Annotated in this window: 25 protein-coding genes; 16 read left to right on the top strand and 9 right to left on the bottom strand. The window is 68.9% G+C overall.

Annotation, left to right across the window (positions count from 1 at the left end):
* Positions 1-111: 111 nt before the first annotated feature.
* From IEZ21_RS39495 to IEZ21_RS39485, 3 genes are all read right to left on the bottom strand, one after another.
* Complete coding sequence (locus IEZ21_RS39495) at positions 112-3906, bottom strand: DUF6531 domain-containing protein (RefSeq protein WP_246568633.1); 3795 nt, start codon at positions 3904-3906, stop codon at positions 112-114.
* Between the two features lie 76 nt (positions 3907-3982).
* Positions 3983-5263, bottom strand: a complete 1281-nt coding sequence (locus IEZ21_RS39490) for an RNA-guided endonuclease InsQ/TnpB family protein (RefSeq protein WP_189326639.1) — start codon at positions 5261-5263, stop codon at positions 3983-3985.
* A 336-nt stretch (positions 5264-5599) separates the two neighbouring features.
* On the bottom strand, positions 5600-6166 hold the full coding sequence (locus tag IEZ21_RS39485; protein WP_308429691.1) for a hypothetical protein: 567 nt from the start codon (positions 6164-6166) through the stop codon (positions 5600-5602).
* A 254-nt stretch (positions 6167-6420) separates the two neighbouring features.
* Between IEZ21_RS39485 and IEZ21_RS39480 the strand changes: the two genes are divergently transcribed.
* From IEZ21_RS39480 to IEZ21_RS39410, 15 genes are all read left to right on the top strand, one after another.
* Positions 6421-7302, top strand: coding sequence for a hypothetical protein (locus IEZ21_RS39480; protein ID WP_246568631.1), 882 nt, complete (start codon positions 6421-6423; stop codon positions 7300-7302).
* A 115-nt stretch (positions 7303-7417) separates the two neighbouring features.
* The gene (gene cpaB / locus IEZ21_RS39475) at positions 7418-8131 is read left to right on the top strand and encodes a Flp pilus assembly protein CpaB (RefSeq protein ID WP_033323643.1); all 714 of its coding nucleotides are present in this window, start codon (positions 7418-7420) and stop codon (positions 8129-8131) included.
* 62 nt (positions 8132-8193) lie between these two features.
* Entirely contained in the window at positions 8194-9810 is a 1617-nt protein-coding gene (locus tag IEZ21_RS39470; protein WP_189326638.1) for a CpaE/TadZ family protein, read from the top strand.
* Positions 9807-10184 carry a TadE/TadG family type IV pilus assembly protein gene (locus IEZ21_RS39465; protein WP_246568629.1) on the top strand — a complete coding sequence of 126 codons (378 nt, stop codon included), beginning with the start codon at positions 9807-9809 and terminating at the stop codon, positions 10182-10184. Before IEZ21_RS39470 ends, IEZ21_RS39465 begins: the two co-directional genes overlap by 4 nt.
* A gap of 173 nt (positions 10185-10357) precedes the next feature.
* Positions 10358-11698 carry a TadA family conjugal transfer-associated ATPase gene (locus IEZ21_RS39460; RefSeq protein ID WP_189326637.1) on the top strand — a complete coding sequence of 447 codons (1341 nt, stop codon included), beginning with the start codon at positions 10358-10360 and terminating at the stop codon, positions 11696-11698.
* Between the two features lie 49 nt (positions 11699-11747).
* Complete coding sequence (locus IEZ21_RS39455) at positions 11748-12686, top strand: type II secretion system F family protein (protein ID WP_189326636.1); 939 nt, start codon at positions 11748-11750, stop codon at positions 12684-12686.
* A 12-nt stretch (positions 12687-12698) separates the two neighbouring features.
* Positions 12699-13589: a DUF5936 domain-containing protein gene (locus IEZ21_RS39450; RefSeq protein WP_189326635.1), complete on the top strand. Its 891-nt coding sequence runs from the start codon at positions 12699-12701 to the stop codon at positions 13587-13589.
* A 1-nt stretch (position 13590) separates the two neighbouring features.
* Positions 13591-15015 carry a sensor histidine kinase gene (locus IEZ21_RS39445; RefSeq protein ID WP_189326634.1) on the top strand — a complete coding sequence of 475 codons (1425 nt, stop codon included), beginning with the start codon at positions 13591-13593 and terminating at the stop codon, positions 15013-15015.
* The gene (locus IEZ21_RS39440) at positions 15008-15817 is read left to right on the top strand and encodes a response regulator transcription factor (RefSeq protein ID WP_189326633.1); all 810 of its coding nucleotides are present in this window, start codon (positions 15008-15010) and stop codon (positions 15815-15817) included. The genes IEZ21_RS39445 and IEZ21_RS39440 overlap by 8 nt, the downstream gene beginning before the upstream one ends.
* Positions 15818-15922: 105 nt before the next feature.
* On the top strand, positions 15923-16153 hold the full coding sequence (locus tag IEZ21_RS39435; protein ID WP_246568643.1) for a hypothetical protein: 231 nt from the start codon (positions 15923-15925) through the stop codon (positions 16151-16153).
* Complete coding sequence (locus IEZ21_RS39430; RefSeq protein ID WP_189326667.1) at positions 16150-16758, top strand: pilus assembly protein TadG-related protein; 609 nt, start codon at positions 16150-16152, stop codon at positions 16756-16758. Before IEZ21_RS39435 ends, IEZ21_RS39430 begins: the two co-directional genes overlap by 4 nt.
* 15 nt (positions 16759-16773) lie before the next feature.
* Positions 16774-17367 (top strand): hypothetical protein, encoded by a 594-nt coding sequence (locus tag IEZ21_RS39425; protein ID WP_189326632.1) that lies wholly within the window; start codon positions 16774-16776, stop codon positions 17365-17367.
* Positions 17368-17369: 2 nt separating this feature from the next.
* A complete protein-coding gene (locus IEZ21_RS39420; RefSeq protein ID WP_189326631.1) occupies positions 17370-17999 on the top strand; it encodes an OmpA family protein in 630 nt (209 codons plus the stop codon).
* Between the two features lie 84 nt (positions 18000-18083).
* A complete protein-coding gene (locus IEZ21_RS39415) occupies positions 18084-18467 on the top strand; it encodes a type II toxin-antitoxin system RelE/ParE family toxin (RefSeq protein ID WP_189326630.1) in 384 nt (127 codons plus the stop codon).
* Positions 18464-18805, top strand: a complete 342-nt coding sequence (locus tag IEZ21_RS39410) for a helix-turn-helix domain-containing protein (protein WP_189326629.1) — start codon at positions 18464-18466, stop codon at positions 18803-18805. The genes IEZ21_RS39415 and IEZ21_RS39410 overlap by 4 nt, the downstream gene beginning before the upstream one ends.
* A 412-nt stretch (positions 18806-19217) precedes the next feature.
* On the opposite strand, the gene IEZ21_RS39405 is transcribed toward IEZ21_RS39410, so the two are convergent.
* Together IEZ21_RS39405 and IEZ21_RS39400 are read right to left on the bottom strand one after the other, a co-directional pair.
* A complete protein-coding gene (locus IEZ21_RS39405) occupies positions 19218-19556 on the bottom strand; it encodes a hypothetical protein (RefSeq protein ID WP_189326675.1) in 339 nt (112 codons plus the stop codon).
* Complete coding sequence (locus IEZ21_RS39400) at positions 19553-19849, bottom strand: hypothetical protein (protein WP_246568627.1); 297 nt, start codon at positions 19847-19849, stop codon at positions 19553-19555. Before IEZ21_RS39400 ends, IEZ21_RS39405 begins: the two co-directional genes overlap by 4 nt.
* Before the next feature lie 161 nt (positions 19850-20010).
* Between IEZ21_RS39400 and IEZ21_RS39395 the strand changes: the two genes are divergently transcribed.
* On the top strand, positions 20011-20283 hold the full coding sequence (locus IEZ21_RS39395) for a GntR family transcriptional regulator (protein WP_189326628.1): 273 nt from the start codon (positions 20011-20013) through the stop codon (positions 20281-20283).
* Between the two features lie 48 nt (positions 20284-20331).
* Here the strand turns inward: IEZ21_RS39395 and IEZ21_RS39390 are convergent, their stop codons facing one another.
* From IEZ21_RS39390 to IEZ21_RS39375, 4 genes are read right to left on the bottom strand one after another with little or no spacing between them, the layout of a single operon-like run.
* Complete coding sequence (locus IEZ21_RS39390) at positions 20332-20994, bottom strand: DUF6082 family protein (RefSeq protein ID WP_189326627.1); 663 nt, start codon at positions 20992-20994, stop codon at positions 20332-20334.
* Positions 20984-21172, bottom strand: coding sequence for a hypothetical protein (locus tag IEZ21_RS39385; protein ID WP_189326626.1), 189 nt, complete (start codon positions 21170-21172; stop codon positions 20984-20986). The genes IEZ21_RS39390 and IEZ21_RS39385 overlap by 11 nt, the downstream gene beginning before the upstream one ends.
* The gene (locus tag IEZ21_RS39380) at positions 21112-21810 is read right to left on the bottom strand and encodes a DUF6879 family protein (protein ID WP_189326625.1); all 699 of its coding nucleotides are present in this window, start codon (positions 21808-21810) and stop codon (positions 21112-21114) included. Before IEZ21_RS39380 ends, IEZ21_RS39385 begins: the two co-directional genes overlap by 61 nt.
* Entirely contained in the window at positions 21803-22093 is a 291-nt protein-coding gene (locus IEZ21_RS39375; RefSeq protein ID WP_189326624.1) for a hypothetical protein, read from the bottom strand. Before IEZ21_RS39375 ends, IEZ21_RS39380 begins: the two co-directional genes overlap by 8 nt.
* Positions 22094-22248: the final 155 nt, after the last annotated feature.

Here is a 22248-nt window from a genome sequence, read left to right as displayed (position 1 = left end):
CTCGCGGCAGGCTGCGAACATATTCGATTCTTTCGCTCGCAGGGATTACAGACCTCCAAGCCTCCAGTGAATCCTCACGAGCGGACGTGATATAGAGGTGCATTATTCCACTCACGGTATCGGCATGTAAGGGAGTATGCGAACTCGTCCTATCTGTGCTATTTCGTCATTCGAAAGCGCCATGGGGGTGTCCACCTTTCCTCCCGCGTCTGCGAGATGTTGGATGTAGCTCTCCGGACGGATCGCCCCTTCCTGAATCACTCCTCGCGTTAGAGTGTAGGGGCTTCCGTCTCCGAACGTGTGAAACGCTTGACGAGCATACGCGGCAGCTCCTTCGGGGGAGGTGGAGAAGTATTTTACTTCCGCTCCGCCAAGATTGCGATACCTGCGATTGCCCGCACCGAGCACATCTTCCAATTCGTTGTCCATGACTGCGCGATATACGTAAATTTCGCCTGGCTTGAGTTTCCTCTCGGCGGCTGCCTCTTCTTCGGGGCATATGTCTGGTGCCAGCCCCAGTGGATCGATCCAGGCATGTGGATTGTGAACGTAGGAAGCCGGGTTGGGCGCGGGGCTGAGACCGAGGGGGTCGGACGTCAGATAGCGAGCAGTTTCCGGGTCGTAGTGGCGGAAGTAGTTGTAGTGCAGGCCCGTTTCCGGGTCGAAGTATTGGCCCGGGAAGCGGAGTGGGGTGTAGGCGGTGCTGTCCCTCGCCCAGGCCGTGGTGCCCCACAAGGTGCTGCGCGTCCGCCAAGCGATCTCGCCTTGCTCGTCCACGAGTTCGCTCGGAGTGCCGACGAGGTCCGTGACGATCGCGAAGAAGCGGGAGTCGATTTCCTCCTGGGGGGCCTCCGCCGCCGCTATGCGTTCCGTCTGGGCGATGGGGCGTAGGCCCTGGTGGTCCCAGGTCAGGGTGACCGGGTTCGGCAACTCCCCGGAAGTTGTTGTCTGTTCGCAGAGTGTTGTGCCGTCCCACGTGAAGTCGATACGTTCCGCGATCGATTCGCCGTCGGGTGCCAGGCGGAGTTTTGCTGTGCGGCGGCCCAGGGGGTCGTATGTGTAGCGCCAGCGCGTGCCGTCCGGTGTGGTCACCGATGTGAGGCGGTCCTCGGCGTCCCATTCGTAGCGCCAGGTGTCCGGCTTGCGGGACAGGCGGGTCTTCTGGCGGAGCACGATGCGGCCCAGCGCGTCGTGTTCGTAGCGGACGTTGCCGGCGCGGGTGATGCGGGTGCCCTCGTACGTACGCGGGCCCGTCGCCTCCTGGCCCGGGTGGTCCGACGGCCAGGCGGCGGAGGTCTGGTTGCCCGCCTCGTCGTATGCGTACGTTTCCGTCCAGCCCGCCGCGTGGACCGCCGTCACCCGGCCCGCCGCGTCCAGGTCGAAGCGACGCGAGCCGGCCAACCGGTCGTCTACGCCGATGAGGTTGCCGTCCGGGCGGTACGTGTACGCCCGGTGCTGCACCGACCGGCCCCCGGTACCGGTCACCGACTGCTCAGTCAGGCGGCCCAGAGGGTCAAAGGTGTGCTCCAGGGTGACCGTCTCGCCGATTCGGCGGGACAGTTCGCGGCCCGCCGTGTCGTACGTGAAGTCGATGCTTCGGCCTGCGGCCACCATCCCGGTGCGGCGCCCGGTCGCGTCGTACGACCACGTCGTCGTCGCGCCAGTCGGCGTCGTACGGCTCGTCCGGCGCCCCAACTCGTCGTACGTGTACGTCAGTTCGCGGCCGTCGACCGTCTCCGAGCGCACGCGCCCGAAGCGGTCCCGCAGCAGCGTCAGCGTGGCGTCGGGGCCCGTCGCCTGGGCGAGCTGGTCCGTCATGTCGTATGCGTACGTCGTGACGGAACCGGCCGCGTCCTTGCGTAGCACCTGGCCGAGCTCGTTGCGCTCGAAGGCCACCGTCTGGCCCAGGGTGTTCGTGCGGGACGTGAGACGGCCCGCCGCGTCATGCGAGTACGTGAGCGTGCGGTCGTCGAAGTCCGTCTCCGTGACCAGGCGGCCCGCCGGGTCGTACGCGTAATCCCACGTCAGGCCCTGCGGGTTGGTCACCCGAGTCAGCCGTAGCGCCGTGTCGTGGGCGAATTCGTAGCGCACACCGTCCGGGCCTGTGCGCGCCGACAGCAGGTCGAAGTGCGTGTACTCGAAGCGCGAGACTCCGCCCATCGCGTCCGTGTGGCTGGTGCAGTTGCCCTCGCCGTCGTACGTCCACGACTCGGACGTCCCATCGGCAGCCGTACGGCGGGTCAGCTGGCCCTCGACCGTCCACTCCAGGCGGGTTGTCGCGCCCAGAGCGTCGGTGATCGCGACCGGCCTGCCGAACGCGTCCCGCTCGTATCGCGTGACCGCGCCCAGCGGATCCGTGATCTCGACCGGCAGCCCGGCCCTGTCGCAGCGCACCGCCGTCGTCTGCCCGAGCGGGTCGGTCACGGCGGTGAGGTGACCGGCCTCGTCGTACGTGAAGTGCGTGGTTTGGTCGGAGGAAGCCGTCACTGACGTGCGGTTGCCGCGGTCGTCGTACGTCTGGCGTACGACCGTGCCGTCCGGGTTCACCACCCGTACCGGCAGCCCGAGTTCGTTGTACTCGGCCCTCGCCTCGCGGCCGTCCGGGCGTACCACCGCCGTCAGGTTGCCGGCCTCGTCGTAGCGGAACGACGTCGTGTGGCCGAGCGGGTCCGTCTGGGAGAGGAGGCGGTTGTAGCGGTCCCGTTCGTGGCGGGTGACCGCGCCCAGAGGGTCGATGTCGGCGACGACCTGCCAGGTGTCGTTGACCAGGAAGCGGCGGGTGTGGCCCTCGCCGGTCGTAGTGGTCGTCATGCGCAGGCCGGTCTCCGGGTCCGTCCCGTCGTAGTCGACGCGCAGGTTCATGTGGCCGTGCGTGCCGCCCTCGGCGACGCAACGGTCCTGGTCGTCGTACTCGTACCGGTACGAACGGTCGTTGGTGTCCGTCCACGACGTGACGCGACCCGCCTCGTCGTACGTGAAACGGAGCGGCAGGCCGGAGGAATTGGCGACCTCGGTCAGATCGCCCGCTTCCGAATAGCCGTAGCGCATCAACTCCTGTTCCACGCCCGCCAGATGCAGCGCCGTGACCCTGTCCGCCTCCGTGGAGATGCGCACGTGGTAGCCGCCGCTCGACACGATCGCGAGCGGAGTGCCCTCGGCGTCGTGCTCGAAGGTGATCCAGTTGCCGTTGCGGTCGTCGATCTGCTCCAGGACGGCCAGGTCGTCGCCGCGGTCGGCGAAGTGCCAGACCCGTCGCGTCTGCGGGTCGGTGATCGTGTAGCCGCCGTCCTCGCGATCGAGCGGCCAACGGGGACCGTGGCTGGGCAGCGTCGGCAGGCCGGGCGCCGGGTGCGGGTAGGGGAGGAGGAGACCGTCCTCCGTGACGAAGACGACGCCCTCGGAGTCGATCTCCAGGCGTTGGTCGACCGTGGACGACCACGACGGACCGAACCAGCGGCCCAGCCGGTAGCCGGACTCCACCCGCCGTTTGAACACCAGAGGCAGGGCGCCCGGCAGGGTCACGTCCGTCTGCGGCAGGTACATCTTGCCGGTGGCGAGGTCGATCGGGTCCGTGTCGGTGTTGACCCGGGAGTCTTCGGTCTGGGAGCCCTTCGCCGGATCGTCCCCGACGGCGTCCCGCGCCGTGTTCCTCGCCCCCGACCCCGCCGCCCCTTCCGGCGCTCCCTTGGCCGCGCCCCGCGCCACCCCGCGCAACGCCCCCGCCCCCTTGGTGCCGAAGAGTTCGGGAACGATACGGCCGCCGCCCTCGGACGGGTCCTTCTTGAAGCCCTCCCACGCGGCCCTCAGTGCCCGCTCCGGCCGGGCGACGGTCGAGGTGAGCCCGGAGAGCGTCATGCTGAGGTTCTGCAGGTACTCGGCGGGGTGGGTGAGGCTGTACGCGTCCACCGCGTCGTCGGAGGCCTTCCTGCCCTTCCTTTGGAGTGCTCTCCTTCCTTCGCAGGCTCGGGAAGGAGATTCCCGCCTACCTTGCGGTGGCGAGCTTGACGCGGCGAGCGCGCCTGACGACTGCCCTCCCGGCAGCCGGGATCGCCACATGGCCGATCCGGTACAGATGCAAGATGTTCTGGGCCGCGTTGTGATCGGCGTTGCCCGACCAGCCGCAGTCCGGGTTCTTGCACACGAACACGGCCTGGGACTCCCGGCTGCCCGGCGTGGTGCGGCCGCAGGCCGAGCAGCGCCGGGAGGTGCCGGGCGCGGGGACCTTGACCAGGGCGCCGCCGTGCCGGGCGGTCTTGTACGCCAGCATGGTGACCGTGCGACCCCACGCCTCGGCAGCGATGGAGCGGTTCAGCCCGGCCTTCTGCGCGACGTTCCTCCCCGGCACCTCGGCGGTGCCGCGAGCCGACGCGACCATGTTCGTGACGGTGAGTGCTTCGACCACCACCGTGCCGTAGGTGCGGGCGATGGTGGTGGTCGTCCGGTGCTGCCAGTCCGCTGCCCGTCGCTTGGCTTTCGCTCGGAGCTGGGCGATCTGGTCATAGGTGCGGCGCAGGCGGCGTGAAGTACGCTCGCCCGACTTGCGGTGCGCCTTGCGCCGGGCGGCGCGCTGTTCCAGGCGCAGGAGCTTGGCCTGTTCCTGCTCGGTCAGCCACGGGCCGTGCTCGTAGGTGGTCCCGTCGGAGAGGGCGAGAGGCACGGTGACGCCCACGTCGATCCCGGCCTCCGGGCCGGGGTGCGGCTCGGGCTCGGCTTCCAGGGTCGTCACGCGGAGGGCGATGTGCCAGCCGAGCGCGTCCCTGACCAGTCGAGCGCCGGTGATTCGGTTCCCGGTGTCGGCGTGCTTGCCGACGGGGAGGTCTTTGGTCCAGCGGAACTTCACCCGGCCGATCTTGGGCAGGTTGACCATGCCCCAGCGGCGGTGCACCCGCGTGATGTGCAAGTCCCGGCCCTGCGGGACGTCCACCGACATGACCGACCGGAAGCGTGCCTTGAACTTCGGGGCAGCCGCCCGGCCCTCCCAGCAGTTCTTCCAGGCCTGGACGTACGTCTTCAGCACCGCCTGGGCGGCCTGTGCGGGCAGCACGGTGAGGAAATCGAGGTCCTGGCGGGCCTGGCGGATCGCGGTGTCCGCGTGGGCCAGGGTCCGCTGGTCCTTGGGCATCATCTGCCACCAGGCGTGCAGCAGGTTCCACAGGGTGCGGGCCGCGTGCGCCTGGGCGTCGGCCTTCGACACCTCGGTGGGCGACAGCGCAAGCCGGGCACGGTGCCCGAACTGCCGCGTGACCAAGGTGCCTTGACTCATCAGACGCCCCCTCATTCGACTGTTCGCCCGACACTCACAAGAACGAGCGAGGCCCTCAAAGGTCACCCGACTGGCCCCGGTGACATGACAGCCCGCCACCGACCACCCGACGTGGCAACCCCCAGTCCGCCCAAGGTCCAGCTCTCCGAGACGGACACCTCCCTCCAGGGCGTCACCGCCCGGCTGCTTCTGGTCCGGCTCGTACCTCGCCGGATCGTGCTGCAGGGCGCCGCTAGCCGTGGTCAAGCAGTACATCGCGCGGCAGCAGCCTCGTGGGCTGAGGTCAACAGTGCGGACCCATGCGCACATGCGGGTCAAACAGTGCTGGGATGCGCTTCACCTCCCCCGCACCGGTGGAAACAGCGCCCCCTCGCCCTCACTCCCGACATCCAGCGCAACCCCGCACGGCACCGGCATCGCGGGAATCGCCGCATCCAGCAACCGGGCGCCCAGGACACGCTCGTACGCCCACTCCCGTGCCCCTTCACCCCGTGCGATGGCGAATCGGGCAAGCGCCGCTTCGTCCGAGAAGGCGTAGATCCACCGGATACCGCCGAACTCCGCGGTCAGCGGGGAGCCGTCCTCCCCGAGCGGCAACAGCACGGCCGTACGCCGGAACTCGCCGAGCAGGGCGGCGACTTCGCGTCGACGGAGGCTTGCCTGGTCCGAGTGGTGAGCGGCGCCCGTACCAGGTGATGAGCCCTGCTCCACCAAGGGGGAGGGCGGGGGAGGCGGCGGGCTCGACGGCTCCTGTGCCGGATGTGCAGGATGTGCCGGATGCACCGGAGCATCGCCCGCGTTCGTGCTCCCGTCGGCGTCCTCTATGTAGTCCCAGATCCGGGATCTACGTATATGTCCCGCCGCCGCGCTGTCTCCCCCGTGATCAGACGTGAGTGCGATCATGGCATTGCCTCATTACCGAACGCAACGCCGTCAACGATCAAGTGGCGAACTCAACCTGCCCGCTAAATCCCCGAGTTGGGGCATATGCGTCTCACGCTGTGTCGATCACGACTGCACCTTCGGTGAGTTGATCTCGGAGATTCGGTGTTGATTGGGCCATGCCGTGGATATGGTTCTGCTGCAAGACGACGTCACAGGGGCGATCTGAGGCGGTGGTCGACCACCCCGCCGCAGTGGACGGGGTGGTGTGCAGCGTGCCGACCGCGATAGCAGTCACCAGTTCCGATCTGGTGCTCCCAACGCACGACCGGCAGACGCCGCCCGCCGCCGTCCAGCCCCTCGACAGCCTCGAGAGCTCCCTCACCGGGATGCACACGCTCATCGAGCAGCATGGCTACGTGATCGCGTTATACCCGGCGTCCGCCTCCACCGACGTCATCCGGCGGCTGCACGCCGTGCGTTCCGTACTCGAGAGCGACCGCATCGCCGTCCTCGGCATCGATCTGCCGCCGCTCGGCCTCGCCCTCCTCGCCCAGCAGCTCCGCCAGCTCTCCGCCTGCGACTTCAGCCCGGGTGTGCTCGCCTCCTCCGCACGGCTGCTCGCCCATTACATCTACGCCGGCGCCCTGCTCGGCTCCGTCGCCAAGCTCGACCGGATCCCGGTGTCCCTGAAGTCCCACGCCAAGTCGTGGGTGCCGGGCGCCCAGTTCGCCGTACTGGCCAATCCGCGGCCCCAGCTCATACGGCTCGGACAAACGGAAGAGAAGCTGACCGGGCCCGAGTTCGGCACGCGGATGCTCATCGCGCCCGGGCAGCTGCCCGGCGACTGGATCACCACGACGCTCGCGCCCGCCTGGCGCGTACAGGGCGTCGCCACCGTGCCGCTGCCCGCCGAGTCGGTGCGCTGGTGGGCCACGGGGAAGGTCGCCGAGTTCGCCGCGGGACTGCACGACGTGTCCGTGCTCTACCAACTGGTCTCGTCCGTACGGCGCGAGGAGTGCCACTGGTGTGGCCTTGAGCTCATCGGCGACCGATGCGGTTTCTGTGCGGCACCTTTGCTCCCGCCGCCGGAGCTTCCGACCGCCGCCGTACGGGCAGTTTCTTCTGTACACGCCTTGCCACGAGGCACTACGTAAGTCACGTACGTACATCTGAACAGCCAGAGCCACCGCACCACGAACAGAACCTGAGCACCAGGCACGACCGCTCGACCCCCCGCTGTCCCCGCCCCCGATAGAGGTTGCCCGCGTCATGAACTCACGCCAGCGCCGCGGCGTCATCCTGCTGGTCCTCTCGGTCCTGTGCGCCGTGGGCGCCTTCGCCGGAGTGCTCTCGGTGATCCGCGACGTGAACTCGAAAGTCGGCCCAGAGGTCGCGGCGTACCGCCTGAAGAGCGATGTCGCGCCCTACCGGGAGCTGTCGGCCGACCAGTTCGAGAAGGTCTCGATGCCCGAGCGGTGGCTGTCCTCGACCGCCGTCACCGATCTCTCCGAGATCCGCGGCAAGATCGCGGTCACCCGGCTCGAGAAGGGCTCCCTGCTCCAGCAGGACATGATCGTGGACCGGCCCGAGCTCGAGGCGGGCCAGCAGGAGATCGCGATCATGATCGACGCGGCGACCGGTGTCGCGGGCAAGATCAACCCGGGTGCGCGGGTCAACATCTACGCCACCTTCGAGGCCGAGAACGACAACGGCAAGGACCAGTCGAAGGTCATCGTCGAGAACGCCAGGGTCATCGACGTCGGCAAACTCACCGCCCTCGACCCCTCCCAGAACAGCGACGACCGCCGCCGTACCGCGACCGAGGCCGTCCCGATCACCTTCGCCCTCACCACCGCCGACACCCAACGCGTCGCCTACGCCGAGTCGTTCGCGACCCACGTACGCCTCGCCCTGGTCGCCGGCGGCTCCGACACCGCCGTCGCGCCTGACGACCGCTCGTACACCCTCGACGAGGACAAGTAGGAGGCCGTGATGCGCTCAGCCCCCACGAAGGCGTCCCCGCAGGGGTCCACGAAGGTGTGCCGATGACCATCCGCATCCTGCCCGCAGTCGGCGACATCGACTCGGCCCGCGCCCTCTCCACGCTGCTGAGCCAGCTCCCCGACGCCGAACCCGCCGCGCCGGTCCCGGACACCACAGCGCTCCTGGACACCCTGGCGCGGCTCGCGGCGGAGTCCCTGGACGAGTTGCCCGAGGTCGTCCTCGTTCATGAGCGGATAGGTCCGATGCCCGCGCTGGACGCCGTCCGCGACGTGGTGATGCGGTTCCCGGCGGTCGGGGTCGTGCTCATCACCGCCGACGCCAGTACGGGCGTACTGACCGCGGCGATGGACTCCGGCGCCCGCGGCATCATCGGCCTGCCCCTCGGCTACGACGCCCTCGCCGAACGCGTCCAGGCCGCCGCCGCCTGGTCACTCGGCATGCGGCGCCATCTCGGCAGCGGTACGCCGGAGCTGTACTCGGGGCCAGGCGGCACCGTCGTCACGGTGACCGGGGCGAAGGGCGGGGTGGGCGCGACGGTCACGGCCGTCCAACTCGCCCTCGCGGCAAGGGCATCGGGCCGTACGGTCGCACTGCTGGACTTCGATCTCCAGTCGGGCGACGTGGCCTCGTACCTGGACGTGCAGTTCCGCCGCTCGGTCGCCGACCTCGCCGGGATCAGCGACATCAACCCGCGGGTCCTCCAGGACGCCGTCTACACCCACGACACCGGGCTCGGGCTGCTGCTGGCCCCGGCGGAGGGCGAGCGCGGCGAGGAGGTCACCGACCGGGCGGCCCGCCAGGTCCTGCAGGCGCTGCGTACCCGTTACGAGGTCGTGGTCGTCGACTGCGGCGCCCAGATGAACTCCGCGACCGCTGCCGCCGTCGAACTCGCCGACCAGGCCCTCCTCCTCGTCACCCCGGACGTCGTCGCCGTCCGCGCCGCCAAACGCATGGTCCGCCTGTGGGACCGCCTCCAGATCCGCAAGGCCGAGGAGACCCTGACGGTCGTCAACCGCGCCTCACGCGGTACGGAGATCCAGCCGTCCCTCGTCGAACGCGTCACCGGCACGAAGGTGGCCCACGTCGCGGTACCGGCCGCCTTCAAGGAACTCCAGTCCGTGGTCGACGCGGGCCGCATGCAGGACCTGGACGCCCGCTCGACCGTGAAGCAGGCGCTGTGGGCCCTGGCGGGCGAGCTGGGCCTGGTGGCCGTAAAGGAAGGGGGCGGCGGCAAGCGCCGCAAGCCCTCCGGCGACCGAGGCGCGCTGGCGCTGCGCCGTAAGGGCGGCGACCGGGGTGCGGTGACGCTGGAGTTCGCCGGGATGTTCCCGCTGCTGCTGGTCGTGATGACGATCTTGTGGCAGTGCGTGTTGTACGGCTACACGTACTCGCTTGCCGGGAACGCGGCGGATGAGGCGGCGCGGGCGGCTACGGCGGCCGCCGCTTCTGGGGCGGGGGCGGGGGCTGCCTGTCAGGACGCGGGCAAGGAGCACCTGCCTAACGCCTGGCAGGACGCGGCCATCGAATGCGGTGGCGACGGGACGGTCATGAGGGCCACCGTCACCGCCCAAGTCCCGCTCTTCTTCCCGGGCTTCGACGCGGACTGGACGGTCCAGGGCGAGGCGGGCGCCGCGCTGGAGGGGGAGGACGACGGATGAACGTACTCCGGAAACTGCGCAGGCGGGCCAGGGGCGACCGTGGCGTCTCCATGCTGGAGTTCGCCGGTTTCCTGCCCGTCCTGCTGCTCGTCGGGATGGCCGCCATCCAGCTGGGCCTCGTCGGATACGCCGCCAACCAGGCCGGATCCGGCGCCCGTGCCGCCGCGCGGGTCGCCTCACAGGGCGAGGCGGGGGAGGCGGCGGGGTACGCCGCGATGAGCGACTGGCTCGACGCGAACGTATCCGCTCCGGGAGGAGGGGGAGACACGACCACCGCGACCGTGACCGTGCAGGTCCCGCTGCTCATCCCGTTCGTGGGGGAGGGCTGGCAGGTGGAGAAGAAGGCCACGATGCCGAACGACGATGACGACTAGGCGAAGTCCGGTGCTGTACCGCGCCCGTTGGGGGCCGCAGGCCTCCAAGGGGCGCGGGGAACTGCGCGACCAGCCACAACGAACCCGCAGCTTAGAACCGCAAAACCCAGCGGAGCGCTTGGTGCCGAACGACCGCAAGACGAACGACCCGCCCTTGGAAGGGAGTTGAAGACATGAGCCTCAAGGCCCGTATCGCCGCCCCCGAAGAGGGCGGAGCCGGCCGCGAGGACGGCCACCTCGTCGCCGTCTACCGTGCCAAGCTGCTCGAAGAGATCGACCTGGCCGAGATGTCCAGCCTCGCGGCGGCCGAGCGACGCCTGCGCCTTGAGCGGGTACTCGGGCACATCATCAGCCGCGAGGGCCCGGTCCTCTCCTCCTCCGAGCGCTCCCAGCTGATCCGCCGGGTCGTGGACGAGGCGCTCGGCCTGGGCGTACTGGAACCCCTGCTCGCCGACGCGTCCATCACCGAGATCATGGTCAACGGACCCGACTCCATCTTCGTGGAGCGGGCGGGCCGCGTGGAACAGCTGCCCCTGCGCTTCGCCTCCAACGAGCAGCTCATGCAGACCATCGAGCGCATCGTCTCCACGGTCAACAGGCGCGTGGACGAGTCGAACCCCATGGTCGACGCCCGCCTCCCCACCGGCGAACGCGTCAACGTCATCATCCCGCCGCTCGCCCTCACCGGCCCCACCCTCACGATCCGCCGCTTCCCCCGCGCCTACACGCTCCCGGAGCTGATCGGCCTCGGCTCGCTCGACGAGCAGATGCTGATGCTGCTCGCGGCGTTCGTCCGGGCCCGCTTCAACGTCATCGTCAGCGGCGGTACGGGCACCGGCAAGACCACCCTCCTCAACGCCCTCTCCGGCCTGATCCCGGCCCACGAGCGCATCATCACCATCGAGGACTCCGCCGAACTCCAGCTCCAGCAGGAGCACGTGATCCGCCTCGAATCCCGCCCCCCGAACGTCGAGGGCAAGGGCCAGATCACCATCCGTGACCTCGTCCGCAACTCCCTCCGTATGCGCCCCGACCGCATCATCGTCGGCGAGGTACGAGGCGGTGAGACCCTCGACATGCTCCAGGCCATGTCGACCGGCCACGACGGTTCGCTGGCCACCGTGCACGCGAACACCGCCGAGGACGCCCTCATGCGCCTCCAGACCCTCGGCTCGATGTCCGAGGTCCAGATCCCCTTCGAGGCCCTGAAGGACCAGATCAACTCGGCCGTGGACGTGGTCGTCCAGCTCACCCGCCACGCGGACGGCTCCCGCAAGCTCTCCGAGATCGCCCTGCTGGTCTCGCACGGCCGCGAACAGTTCAGCATCGCCCCCGTCACCCGTTTCGTGCCGCGCCCCACCGGCCCCGACCGCGTCGTCCACGGCCACTTCGAGCATCTGCCGCTGCCGCGCCCGGTCGCCGAGAAGCTGTACGTCGCGGGCGAGCCGCTGCCTCCCGCCTTCCGCGTGGCCGAGGCCATCGACGTACTCCAGACGAGGCAGGCCATCGGATGACCCCCACCATCAGGACCGACAAGACAGACAAGACTGAGAGGAGCGAGCCATGAACAACCCCGCCCTGCTCGCCCTCGGCGCCACCGTCCTGTGCGGCACACTCGCCGTCGCGGGCGTGCACACGTACGCGTCCGGCCGCGCCCAGCGCCAGGCCCTCGTCGACCGCCTCTCCGGCGGCCCCCTCCGCAGCGCCGCAGGGCGGGCCCGCCGTTTCGCGGCCGTCGACCGCCGCCTTCGCCATACCCGACTGGGCCGCACCATCCACCTGCGGCTCTCGGCCACGGGACTCGACCTCACGGCGGGCGAGTTCTTCACGTACGTCACTGCCGTCGTCGTAGCGCTCTGGCTGATCGCAGCCGCCGCCCTGGCCCCCTTCTTCGGCCCCATCGCGGCAGCGATCGGCGTCTGGGGCTCCGCGATCTTCCTCAACTGGCAGCGCCAGAAGCGCATCGAGGCCTTCATCAACCAACTCCCCGACGTGGCCCGCCTCCTGGCCAACGCCTCCGCCGCCGGCCTCGCCCTGCGTACGGCCCTGGCGATGGCCGCCGAGGAACTGGAGGCCCCGGCCGGCGAGGAACTGGCCCGCGTCGCCGACCAGTTGAGCCTCGGCCGCTCGATCGACGACACCCTCGGCGAACTCGCCGAACGCCTCCCCTCCCGCGAACTCGTCGTCCTCGTCACGACGCTGGTCCTCTCCAACAAGGCGGGCGGCTCGGTCGTCAACTCCCTGCGGAACCTCACCCAGACCCTGGAGGACCGCAAGGAGACCCGCCGTGAGGTCCGCACGATGCTCTCCGAGGTCAACGCGACCGCCTTCACGGTCCCCCTCCTCGGCCTCGGCTCCCTCCTCCTGATCAACTCCTCGAACGAGGGCGCCCTGGCCCGAGTGACCGGCTCCCCGGTCGGCCAGATCCTGGTGTTGATCGCCATGGGCCTCTACACGGTCGGCTTCTTCGTCATCCGCAAACTCGGCAAGATCGAAGTGTGAGGGGGAGTTACGTTGCTGGCCTTGCTCCTCGCTCTCTTGTCGGGCCTCGCCGTCGCGGGCCTCCTCTTCGGCATCCGTATGATCCGCGCGGAAGCCAAGCTCCCCGGCGACCTGGCCCTCGCCCTGGAGGTCGGGTCCACCCGTGTCTCGAAGGCCGACTCCGCCGTCGACCGCCTCGGCATGCGCTTCGCGCCCCTGGTGCTGAGCCTGATGGGCCCGCGCCGCGTCGACGCCAAGCGCCGCCGCATCGACATGGCGGGCAACCCCGGCGGTCTGACCCTGAACCGTTACGCGGCCCGCCGGGCGGTGTACGGCATCTTCGGCGTCGTACTCGGACTGGTCTTCTACACCAACGGACAGCTCCTGTTTGCTGCCCTGACCCTGGCCTTCGGCCTGCTGGCCGCCGACGCCCTCATCTGGCAGGCCATCCGCGACCGCAAGGAGGTCATCGACCGCACCCTCCCCGACTTCCTCGACGTCCTCGCGGTCGTGGTCTCGGCGGGCCTCGGCTTCCGCCAGGCCCTGGACCGGGTGGCGGACCACTACGAGGGCCCGTGGGCGGACGAGTTGAGGATCACGCTCCGCCAGATGGACATGGGCGTAAGCCGCCGCCAGGCCTTCGACGAACTCCGCAAGCGCAACTCGTCCGAGCAGGTGGCCCAGTTCGTCTCGGCCCTGCAGCAGGGCGAGGAACTGGGCTCCCCGATCGCGGACACCCTGATCCAACTGGCCACGGACATGAGGCGAACAGACGCCCAGAACTCCCGCCGCAGGGCCGCGAAAACGATCCCCAAGGCGACGATGGTCACGCTGGTCTTCATGCTCCCGGCGACGATGATCCTGATCGCGACGGGGATGTTCCTGGGCTCGGGGACGAACTTCGGCTCGATTTTGGGACGTTGAGATGGCGAGGCTTTGGAAGCAGGGTCGGGCTGGAGCGCCCCTTCAGGGGCGCGGGGAACTGCGCGACAAGCCACAACGGACCCGCACCGTCCAAACTGCCAAGCGAGCCGCAGGCTACTTCGCCGACGACGCGGCAGCGCCCGGCAGCGTACGTCTCCAGCTCAACGCCCTACAGGCCCTGTGCCGCCAGGCCTTCGCCGTCCGCCTGACACTGATCGCAATCGGCGCCCCCTTCGCGATGGCCAACGCGACACACGGCCCACCCCGCTACGGAGTACTCGCCGCAGCCGTCCTCGGCGTTATGGGCTCGTACGCCATGCTCAGGGACTGGGACCGCTTCGCCCCCCGCCTCCTCGCCCACCCCACCCTCATGGCGGTGGACCTGATCTTCGGCGCGATCCTCCTGCTGACCGCGTCCCCGGCCTCCCCCCTCGCGTACGCGGCCGTCTGCACCCCCCTCCTCTCCGGCCTGCTGTACGGCTGGCGCGGCTCCGGCATCTTCACCGGACTCCAACTCGTCGTCCTGCTCACGGTGTTCAGGGCCTGGGAACACCGCCCCGGCACCGGCGCCAGCACCCTCCTCATCGCCGGCTTCTGCATCGCGGCCGGCATCATCGGCGTAACCCTGCGCAACCTGATGTTCCACTTCGGCACGGCCAGCCAGGCCCTCGCGGAGGCCAACTCGCGGCTCGCGGTGGCGGAGGCCGTCGAGTCCGAACGGGCGCGCCTGGCCCGCGAGATGCACGACTCGGTGGCCAAGACCCTGCACGGCCTGGCCCTGGCGGCCGAGGCACTCGCGGTCTCCGCCGACCACGACACGGACCCGCGTGCGCTGAAGGACCAGGCGACGGCGGTGGCGGGGGCGGCCCGCCGGGCGGCGGCGGAGTCCAGGGATCTGCTCACGGACCTGCGCCACCACACAGCCCTGTCGAGCCCACCCACAGACCTGGGAACGGAACTGACGGCAAGGGTCGACGACTTCGAATCCCGTACGGGCATCAGGGCGACCCTCGCCTACCGGGCAGCCCCCACCCTCGTACTCCCTCCCGCAGCCCCCCACCAACTCCTGGCCATCCTCTCGGAGGCCCTGGAGAACACGCACCGGCACGCGACGGACGCGACGGGGGTGGAGGTAACCCTCGAAGTCGAAGCCGCCGCCGACGCCTCGACACTGCACCTGACCGTACGAGACGACGGAACCGGCACGTCCGTATCCCTGGACGACGTACAACACCTGGCGAAATCCGGCCACTTCGGTTTGCTGGGAATGCTGGAGCGCGCGACGTCGATCGGCGCGGCCATTGAGCTGCGCCGCGGCGAGCACGGAGGCACGGAGGTCAAGGTGGACCTCCCCCTGACAACCTCGGGCACCCTGCTGCCCGCACCCCCCTCACACACTCCCCAAGAGGAGGCCGCACATGCCTGACCAGGCACTTCCCGGCCCGCCCTTACGTGTGCTCGTGGCCGACGACAACCCGGTCGTACGGGCGGGCCTCGCGGCCCTGCTCGACGCCCACCCGGACATCCGGGTCGTCGCGCAGGCGGCGAACGGAGCGGAGGCGGAAGCGTTCGCTTGTCGCGACCGCCCCGACGTGGTCCTGCTGGACGTACGCATGCCCGGCACCGACGGCCTCACCGCGCTGCCCTCGCTGGCGCGCCTGGCGCCGGTGATGATGCTGACGTACAGCCGTGAACCTGAGGTGGTGGCGGAGGCATTGCGCCTGGGTGCGGTGGGTTATCTGGTCCACGGCGAGTTCACGGCGGAGGAACTGATCACGGCGGTACGGGACTTGAGGGAGCGCAGGCCTACGTTCACGGCGTCCGCTGCGGCTGTCGTTTCGGACGCGGCTGTCTCGAATTCGGCGGTCCCCGAATCCGCCTCGGAATCTGTCTCGGAATCGCTCAGCGTTTCGTACGAACCGAACGAATTCCCTTCGCACGTGCAACCAGTTGTGGCACAGTCGTCCAAGGCCCGACTCGCCTACGCGGCGGGGCTCCACGGCCGCGACGACAACGGACGGGATTTCGGACTGAGTTCACGGGAGGCGGAGGTCATGGATCTCATCGCGGCCGGCATGAACAACCGCCAGATCGCCGCCACCTGCTTCATCAGCGAGAAGACCGTCAAGAACCACATCAACCGCATCTTCGCAAAACTGCACAGTTCTTCGCGCAGCGAAGCGATCGCGCACTGGCTGGGTACGGCTCACGGGGGGTGGAACCGATGACTCCGATGTCGGGAAGTTGGGTCTCTGGGCCCACTCGGAGTGGGCGGGGTGTCACGTACGGTGCGCGGGACGGTAGTGGTGTTGTTGGGTGGGAGGACAGCGGCCATGGTGGCGAAGGTGTCGATGCACGGCGTCAGGCGCGGGCTCGGGACGTGGAGGCGGACCGTTGTCTCCCGGATGCGGGGGAGCGAGCGGGATCGCGGGGCGGGGTTCGTGGAGTATGCGGGGCTGATGATCCTGATCGCCGGGATTTTCACGCTGATCGACGGTCTGGGCTTGGACGGGTTGATCTCGGGAGCGATCCTGGAAGCGGTGACCAACGTCGTCGGAGGCTGACAGCCCGACGACACTTCGGCGACCGAGGGCAGACTCTCCCGATCTACATCTGGCTGACGGGGATTCTGCTCTTCGCTGCGTTCGCCCTCTTTGCGTTCGCCCAGGCAGCGTCCGCGCGGAATGGAGCTCAATCCGCGGCGGACGCTGCTGCGTTGGCGGCTGCGCAGGCGGATCGGGACGAGCTGATGGAGGAGCTGGAAGGCGCCATCGGGGTGGACGACAACTGGCTGGACTGGCTCGACCCGAATGAGGCCACGGGCACCGGTGCCACCGCCGCGGCTCAACAGCTGGCCGCCGCGAATGACTCGGCCCTCCAGGGCGATGCCCAGCCCACGGAGGTGAACGGCTTCCCCGGATACGAGGTGGAGATCCAGACGAACTACACGGTCGGGGACTCGATCATTCCGGGCACGGAGGCGCAGGAGGCGACGGCCCAGGCCACGGCCGTCATCGAACCGCGCTGTGACTTCGATGTGCCCGACGACCCCCTGGACCTCGTACAGCTCGACTGCGGTGGCCAAATCATCGAGATCGACCCCGAAGATTTTGTTTTGGGCGACCTTCCCGACGCGTCCGTGCTGTTCTCTGTGTATCTGGTTGAGTGAAAGGAAGCCGGACCGATGAATCTTCGGCACACCATGAAGGGCCGCACGGTACTGACCGCGGTGGCGATCACGACTGGGCTGGTCCTCACGGTGGCCGGTTGCGGCGGGGGAGACGGCGGTGACGAGCCGGACAAGAACGCGTCGTCCTCGTCGCCTGCGAAGAGCGAAGGAAGCGACGACAAGCAGGAGTCCCAAGCGCCTCCCGCTTCACAGACATTGGCCGAGGTTAAGGGAGGCGGCCTGACCTTGGCTGTCACCTCGGCCACCCGTGATGAGGGCGGCTTCGTCACCGTCGAAGGAACGGTGACGAACGGCAGTGGCAAGCCATGGGTGGCCGCGGACTGGCGGGGCGACGAGAGCGAACTGGTCAAGAACGGCGGGTCCATCGCCGGCGCGAGTCTGGTCGACCAGGCGGGCAAGAAGAAGTACCTCGTCCTTCGCGACACTGAGGGGCGCTGCCTGTGCACCAGGTTCACCGGCGGCGTGGGGTCGGGCGACACCACGGAGTGGTTCGCTCAGTTCCCCGCCCCGCCGGAAGGCACAGCCAAGGTCGACTTCCAGGTCGGTGCCATGCCCCCCGCCTCCGTCGAACTCTCCGAGGGCGAGTAACCATGCCCCTCCCCTCACCCCTCCGAACCACGGCGATCGCCGCCACAGCCCTCACCGCCCTCGTCTTCATGACCCCCCTCACCCCCGTGTACGCCGACGAAGGCGACCCCAGCGAACCCCCGGGCAGCGTCACCACCTCCCAACCACCGGAGGTGGACGCCAACAGCCCCGGCCTGAGGCTCGCCGACGGCGCGACGCTCGCGCCCGCGCGGGTGCTGGACATCAAGTCGGTGGTCGAGGACCTAGGGGGCGAGGAACGCCGCGAGGACACGAACGAGGACGTGACGTTCGCGCTGCAGGCGGAGGTGCTGTTCCCCAAGGACAGCTCGAAACTGAACCCCGACGCCCGGTCACGTATCCAGGCGATCGCGGAGGAGATCAAGGCCCAGAACGCCACGAAGGTCCGCGTCTTCGGCTTCACCGACAACCTCGGCTCGTACGCCCACGGCGTGACCCTCTCCAAGAACCGCGCCGAGGTGGTCCACGACGAACTGGCAGCCGCCGGCCTAGGCCCCGACGTCACCTTCGAGGTACGCGGCTACAGCGAGGACTACCCCATCGCCGACAACACCTCAGAACAGGGCCGCCGCAAAAACCGCCGAGTCGAGGTGACGTTCCCGAAGGGCGACTGAGTCGAGCTGAAGGGGATCCGCGACATCGGCTGATCGGCAGCCACCCGCCTCGAGTATGTTGGTGGCGACATATGGCCTGGTGAGGTGGATGCACTCTTCACTATCGAGGTTGAGCCCGAAGTGCGGGACTGGCTGGAGTCACTGCCGGCCAAGCACTTCCTCAAGATCGACGAGTATGTCGGGCTGCTCGCGGAACACGCCGCCGCGCTCGGCGAGCCATACGCCCGCTACCTTGGCGACGGAGTCCGAGAGCTGCGCCCAACCCTCGACGGTGCTGCCATACGCATCACGTACTGGCTCACACCGGACCGTACCGCCGTCCTGCTGACCGTCTTCCGCAAGACGAGAATGCGGGAGGACGCCGAGGTCGGGCGCGCCAAATTCGCGCAGAAGATCTGCGAGGCCGAACATGGTCCGGCCCACGAGGAGTTCATCCGTATCACCGAGGAAGGAGAGGTGGAGCAATGAGCCACAGTCGCTGGAAGACCCTGCGCGAGCGCAAGCTCGCCGAGGGCTTCACCGAGCCGGAAGACGTGGCAGAGGCCCGTCGCGAGATCCGGCTGTCCATGGCCCTGGCCCAGGCCGTGTACGACCGCCGCACCGAACTCGGGCTCACCCAGTCCGAACTTGCGGCCCGCGCGGGCCTGACGCAGGCCAAGATCTCCCGCATCGAAGGCTCCGACACCGTCCCGACGCTGCCGCTACTCGCCAAGCTCGCCACAGCCCTGGACGCCACCCTGAACATCGCCCTCGACAACGACGACACCCAAGTGACCTTCACAGCGCATCGCATCGACGCAGCCTGAGGGCCGCCGCGTGGAGGTGACGTTCCCGAAGGGGCCGGGGTGAGGTTCGGGCGAGAGCTGGTTCCAGCGAGAGCGAGTTGGTGACGTTGCCGTGGGGGCCGCCCGCTTCTTGGCCGGTGTCGTGCTTCCGCGGCCCGAGTAAAGGGCGCTTCGCTCCGCGCCTTCACCGCGGCGACGAGGCCCGCGGGCAAGGACACGCGGACCCTGACCTTCCGGGCCGGACCCTCGCCCTTGCCGCCCTGTTCAGTGACGTCCATGTCCCCAACCCACCATGGAAGTTGTTGGGGCTGGGCCGGTTCGGCTCGGCATCACCGGATTGGGGCGGTGGACGGCGTGGAGCGGTCACCATGCCCGGGCGTCGGCTTTCGGGCGCCTGGCCGACGCCCGGGCATGGTGTGAGGCCGCCCGACGGCTACTGCGTCCGGCAGCGCGGGCATCCACACGGCGGGTATGCCGACGTACGCGGTACCGGGTCGGTGCGACCACCGGCCAGGACCTCGACCTCGCTGCCGTGTTCGGTCACGGCGCCCTCCGCGTTGACCTTGTAGACGCGCAAGGTGAGGCGGGAGCGGCGGGGAGTGGTGTCGAGGAGTTCGTACACGTCCGTGAGGGGCGGGTAGTGGTCGGCGCAGTCCTGGCACGCGTAGACGTTGAAGCCTGGGCCTGTCGCGGCGTGCACTTCATGGACCAGGACCGGGTCGTCCGTGGTGCGGTGGCAGCGGGCGCACATCCGCACGGCGGGGCGGGTCATCGGGTCGTCACCGGTACGCGGACGCCGTGGATGTGGTGCGGGCCGACGTCGATGCCCAGGGTTGCCAAGTACAGGGCGCGGCGGCGTTCGCGCTGGAGGCGGTGTTCGGCGAGGTCCAGGACGTAGGGGCGTACGAGGCGGGACGTACTGCCGTCGAGGAGTCCGGCGAACCGGGGCGGCGGGACCGGAATGAACCGCAGCGGCGGGAGCGCGCCGAGGCGATGACGGCCTCGGGGGTGGGGGGTGCAGATGCTCAGCATCCAGGCCAGGAATCGGAGAGTAAGGTCCAGCATGTCGGCGCTCCTTCGAAGCGTTCGGCCAAGCCCCGGGACGGCCGCAATCCGTCGCCGGGGTCTTCCATGTACTGAGGCACAACTTAGCTCGACTTGTATCGCTACGTATAGAGACGTATCTCAATGACAGAGACCTTATCTGTACGAGTAGCTTCCTGATCATGAACTTCCAGCCGGACGCTGAAATCGATCACGAGGGACCGGTTACGCCCTACCAGCAGCTGGCGGGCATCCTGCGTGCCCGTATCAAGCGGGGGGACTGGCAGCCCAACAGGGCTATCTCCAGTGAGACCCAGCTCGTGCAGCAGTACGGGCTCGCGCGTACGACTGTCCGGCGCGCGATCGCGGTGCTTGTCGAGGAGGGGTTGGTCTTCACCGTTCCGCAGCGAGGGACGTACGTTGCTCCGCAGCCGGAGGGCTCCGACGGCGAGTGACCCGCAGGCCCGATAGTGGCGGCACTCGGGGTCGCCGATCGGCCCGGATCACTCGTCTCGTGTGTCGGGAAGCGGTGTGGTCGCCGCCACATACCGCTCATCCACCAGCTGATGAAAGCGGCGAGCCCGCCGCGTGCTCGCCGCGTCCCGCCGCGCCATGCGGGACGCCGTCCAGAACCTACGAGCCGGAACCGTAGAGAAGATGCTGTCGGCGCCCTGCCGCAAGTGCCCCTCGCTCAGCGCACCAAGCTCGAACATCATCTCCCAGTGGGAGACCACCAGGTTCAGGTAGAGATGCTGGCGCCGGGCCTCCTCGGAGGCGTTCCCGTCCAGCCTGCCCCAGCACGCCATCAGGGACGGGTCCGTCATCGCCATCCGCATCAGTTCGGTGTGGGCGGTGCGCATGCCCTGTTCGCGGTTGGCCTTGCTTTCGCGGGCCTGGAAGACGAGCGACGCGCCCACACCCGCGAGCGCGAGTCCGGCGATCAACGCCGAGACCGCCCCGTACGCCTGGGCCACATTGCCGACGCGCTGCCAGTCGCTGTCGGAGCCGTCGGGGCCGTAGGCGCGTAGGGCAAAGGGGGAGAGGAGGACGAGGGTGGCGGAGGCGGCTATCGCCAGGACCGAGAGGGCGATACGGACGACGGGGGTGCTCAGCGCGCGACGGCGTCCGTTCGCGGGGCGGTCGGGGGCGCCGGAGTCACTGCTCATGGCGCGCCTCCCTGCCGGCTCGGGCGGCCAGCAGCGGTGCGGTCACCCGGTCGTGGAAGGAGAGCAGCTCCTCACCGTCGGCGAGGAGCTGCTCGATGTCCCGGCGGCAGGCTCCGATCAGTTCGCGACCGGTGTGGCGTACCGCGCCGTCGAGGTCTCCCTCAGGCGTGTACCGCAACTCGTACAGAGCGGTCGTCCCGAGGACGACGAGTTCCGGCATATGCGCTGGGGGGTGTTGGAGGCCGGGCAGGCCGTCCTCGGCCTGTCCGCCGACGAACCTGCCGTCGGGGGCGGGGTCGGCCGGCTTGCTGCCGCTCCGGTCGATATCGATCTCAGGCTGTTCGACGTAGGCCTGTCGGTACGCGCGACTCCCCGACCTTGCTCCATCACGTGTACGCGGATCTCCTCACCCAGTTCGGCCCGTAGCCGCAGGATGCTCATCTCCCACAACAGGTAGTCCGAGGGCGGGAGTTCGACGAACCGCACCCGGCGCAGTCGGGCGCCGCGGGCATGGGCCTGCTCGTACTGGCGTGCCAGCGCGGGGCGTTCCGACTCGGCCAGACTCAAGGCTTCGGCCCAGTCGCCGCGTTGGGCTGCCTCCCAGGGGGCGTAACCCGGCTCGCGGAAGTCCTGGCGGACCTCCAGTTTGTCGATGAGCGGGCTGTGCGGGTACTCCTCGCGGAAGTGCGCGAGGTAGGCGTCGCGGGACAGGGGCGTACCGCGACCCGCCAGTGCGTGGATGCCCGGGAAGCGTGCGGGCTCGGACTCGGACTCGGATTCGGGTGGTACTTCAGGCGTCGGTGGTACGTCAGGCATCGGGGATGTCCCGCTTCGCTGAGAGGAGGGTGGTGCGCGGCACGATGATGATGCGCTCGTCGGGGGCTACGGATACTCCGTCGGGCAAGCGATCTCCGAACGCGCTGGTCGCCTCGCGGCCTATCATCGCGATGTCTCCGTTGCTCAACTCCCATATGTCCGGGCAGCTTTCGGTGGCGCTGGTCAGTCCGAGTTCCTGCGGGGACTGCCCCAGCCGCCGGGCGAACCCGGCCCCGAAGTCGGCTTCCCACGGGCGCTGTTGTGCCGGTCGTCCTGTTCCCATCGTTCTCATCTCCATCTCCCTTGCAGGGCACGAGAGTTGATCATGCGGGCGTGCGTGACGCTAACAAGCGGGGGTGGGGGCGGCAACGGGACGATTGCGCCACGTGGGCACGACGTAAAAGCAGTTGTTCGTGCCGGGACCTCGGGTTAGGAAGG

It is taken from the genome of Streptomyces flaveus, assembly GCF_014647675.1.
Lineage (GTDB): Bacteria > Actinomycetota > Actinomycetes > Streptomycetales > Streptomycetaceae > Streptomyces > Streptomyces flaveus.
The sequence above is the reverse complement of the archived record's forward strand: the minus strand, read 5'-3'. Positions and strand labels throughout refer to the sequence as shown.

Coding starts and splice junctions, on each gene's coding strand:
- IEZ21_RS39395 (WP_189326628.1), top strand. CDS start 20,011: ATGAACTTCCAGCCGGACGCTGAAATCGATCACGAGGGACCGGTTACG.
- IEZ21_RS39455 (WP_189326636.1), top strand. CDS start 11,748: ATGAACAACCCCGCCCTGCTCGCCCTCGGCGCCACCGTCCTGTGCGGC.
- IEZ21_RS39435 (WP_246568643.1), top strand. CDS start 15,923: ATGGTGGCGAAGGTGTCGATGCACGGCGTCAGGCGCGGGCTCGGGACG.
- IEZ21_RS39465 (WP_246568629.1), top strand. CDS start 9,807: ATGAACGTACTCCGGAAACTGCGCAGGCGGGCCAGGGGCGACCGTGGC.
- IEZ21_RS39470 (WP_189326638.1), top strand. CDS start 8,194: ATGACCATCCGCATCCTGCCCGCAGTCGGCGACATCGACTCGGCCCGC.
- IEZ21_RS39405 (WP_189326675.1), bottom strand. CDS start 19,556: ATGACCCGCCCCGCCGTGCGGATGTGCGCCCGCTGCCACCGCACCACG.
- IEZ21_RS39425 (WP_189326632.1), top strand. CDS start 16,774: ATGAATCTTCGGCACACCATGAAGGGCCGCACGGTACTGACCGCGGTG.
- IEZ21_RS39410 (WP_189326629.1), top strand. CDS start 18,464: ATGAGCCACAGTCGCTGGAAGACCCTGCGCGAGCGCAAGCTCGCCGAG.
- IEZ21_RS39400 (WP_246568627.1), bottom strand. CDS start 19,849: ATGCTGGACCTTACTCTCCGATTCCTGGCCTGGATGCTGAGCATCTGC.
- IEZ21_RS39485 (WP_308429691.1), bottom strand. CDS start 6,166: ATGATCGCACTCACGTCTGATCACGGGGGAGACAGCGCGGCGGCGGGA.
- cpaB (WP_033323643.1), top strand. CDS start 7,418: ATGAACTCACGCCAGCGCCGCGGCGTCATCCTGCTGGTCCTCTCGGTC.
- IEZ21_RS39490 (WP_189326639.1), bottom strand. CDS start 5,263: ATGAGTCAAGGCACCTTGGTCACGCGGCAGTTCGGGCACCGTGCCCGG.
- IEZ21_RS39440 (WP_189326633.1), top strand. CDS start 15,008: ATGCCTGACCAGGCACTTCCCGGCCCGCCCTTACGTGTGCTCGTGGCC.
- IEZ21_RS39445 (WP_189326634.1), top strand. CDS start 13,591: ATGGCGAGGCTTTGGAAGCAGGGTCGGGCTGGAGCGCCCCTTCAGGGG.
- IEZ21_RS39390 (WP_189326627.1), bottom strand. CDS start 20,994: ATGAGCAGTGACTCCGGCGCCCCCGACCGCCCCGCGAACGGACGCCGT.
- IEZ21_RS39380 (WP_189326625.1), bottom strand. CDS start 21,810: ATGCCTGACGTACCACCGACGCCTGAAGTACCACCCGAATCCGAGTCC.
- IEZ21_RS39420 (WP_189326631.1), top strand. CDS start 17,370: ATGCCCCTCCCCTCACCCCTCCGAACCACGGCGATCGCCGCCACAGCC.
- IEZ21_RS39460 (WP_189326637.1), top strand. CDS start 10,358: ATGAGCCTCAAGGCCCGTATCGCCGCCCCCGAAGAGGGCGGAGCCGGC.
- IEZ21_RS39375 (WP_189326624.1), bottom strand. CDS start 22,093: ATGGGAACAGGACGACCGGCACAACAGCGCCCGTGGGAAGCCGACTTC.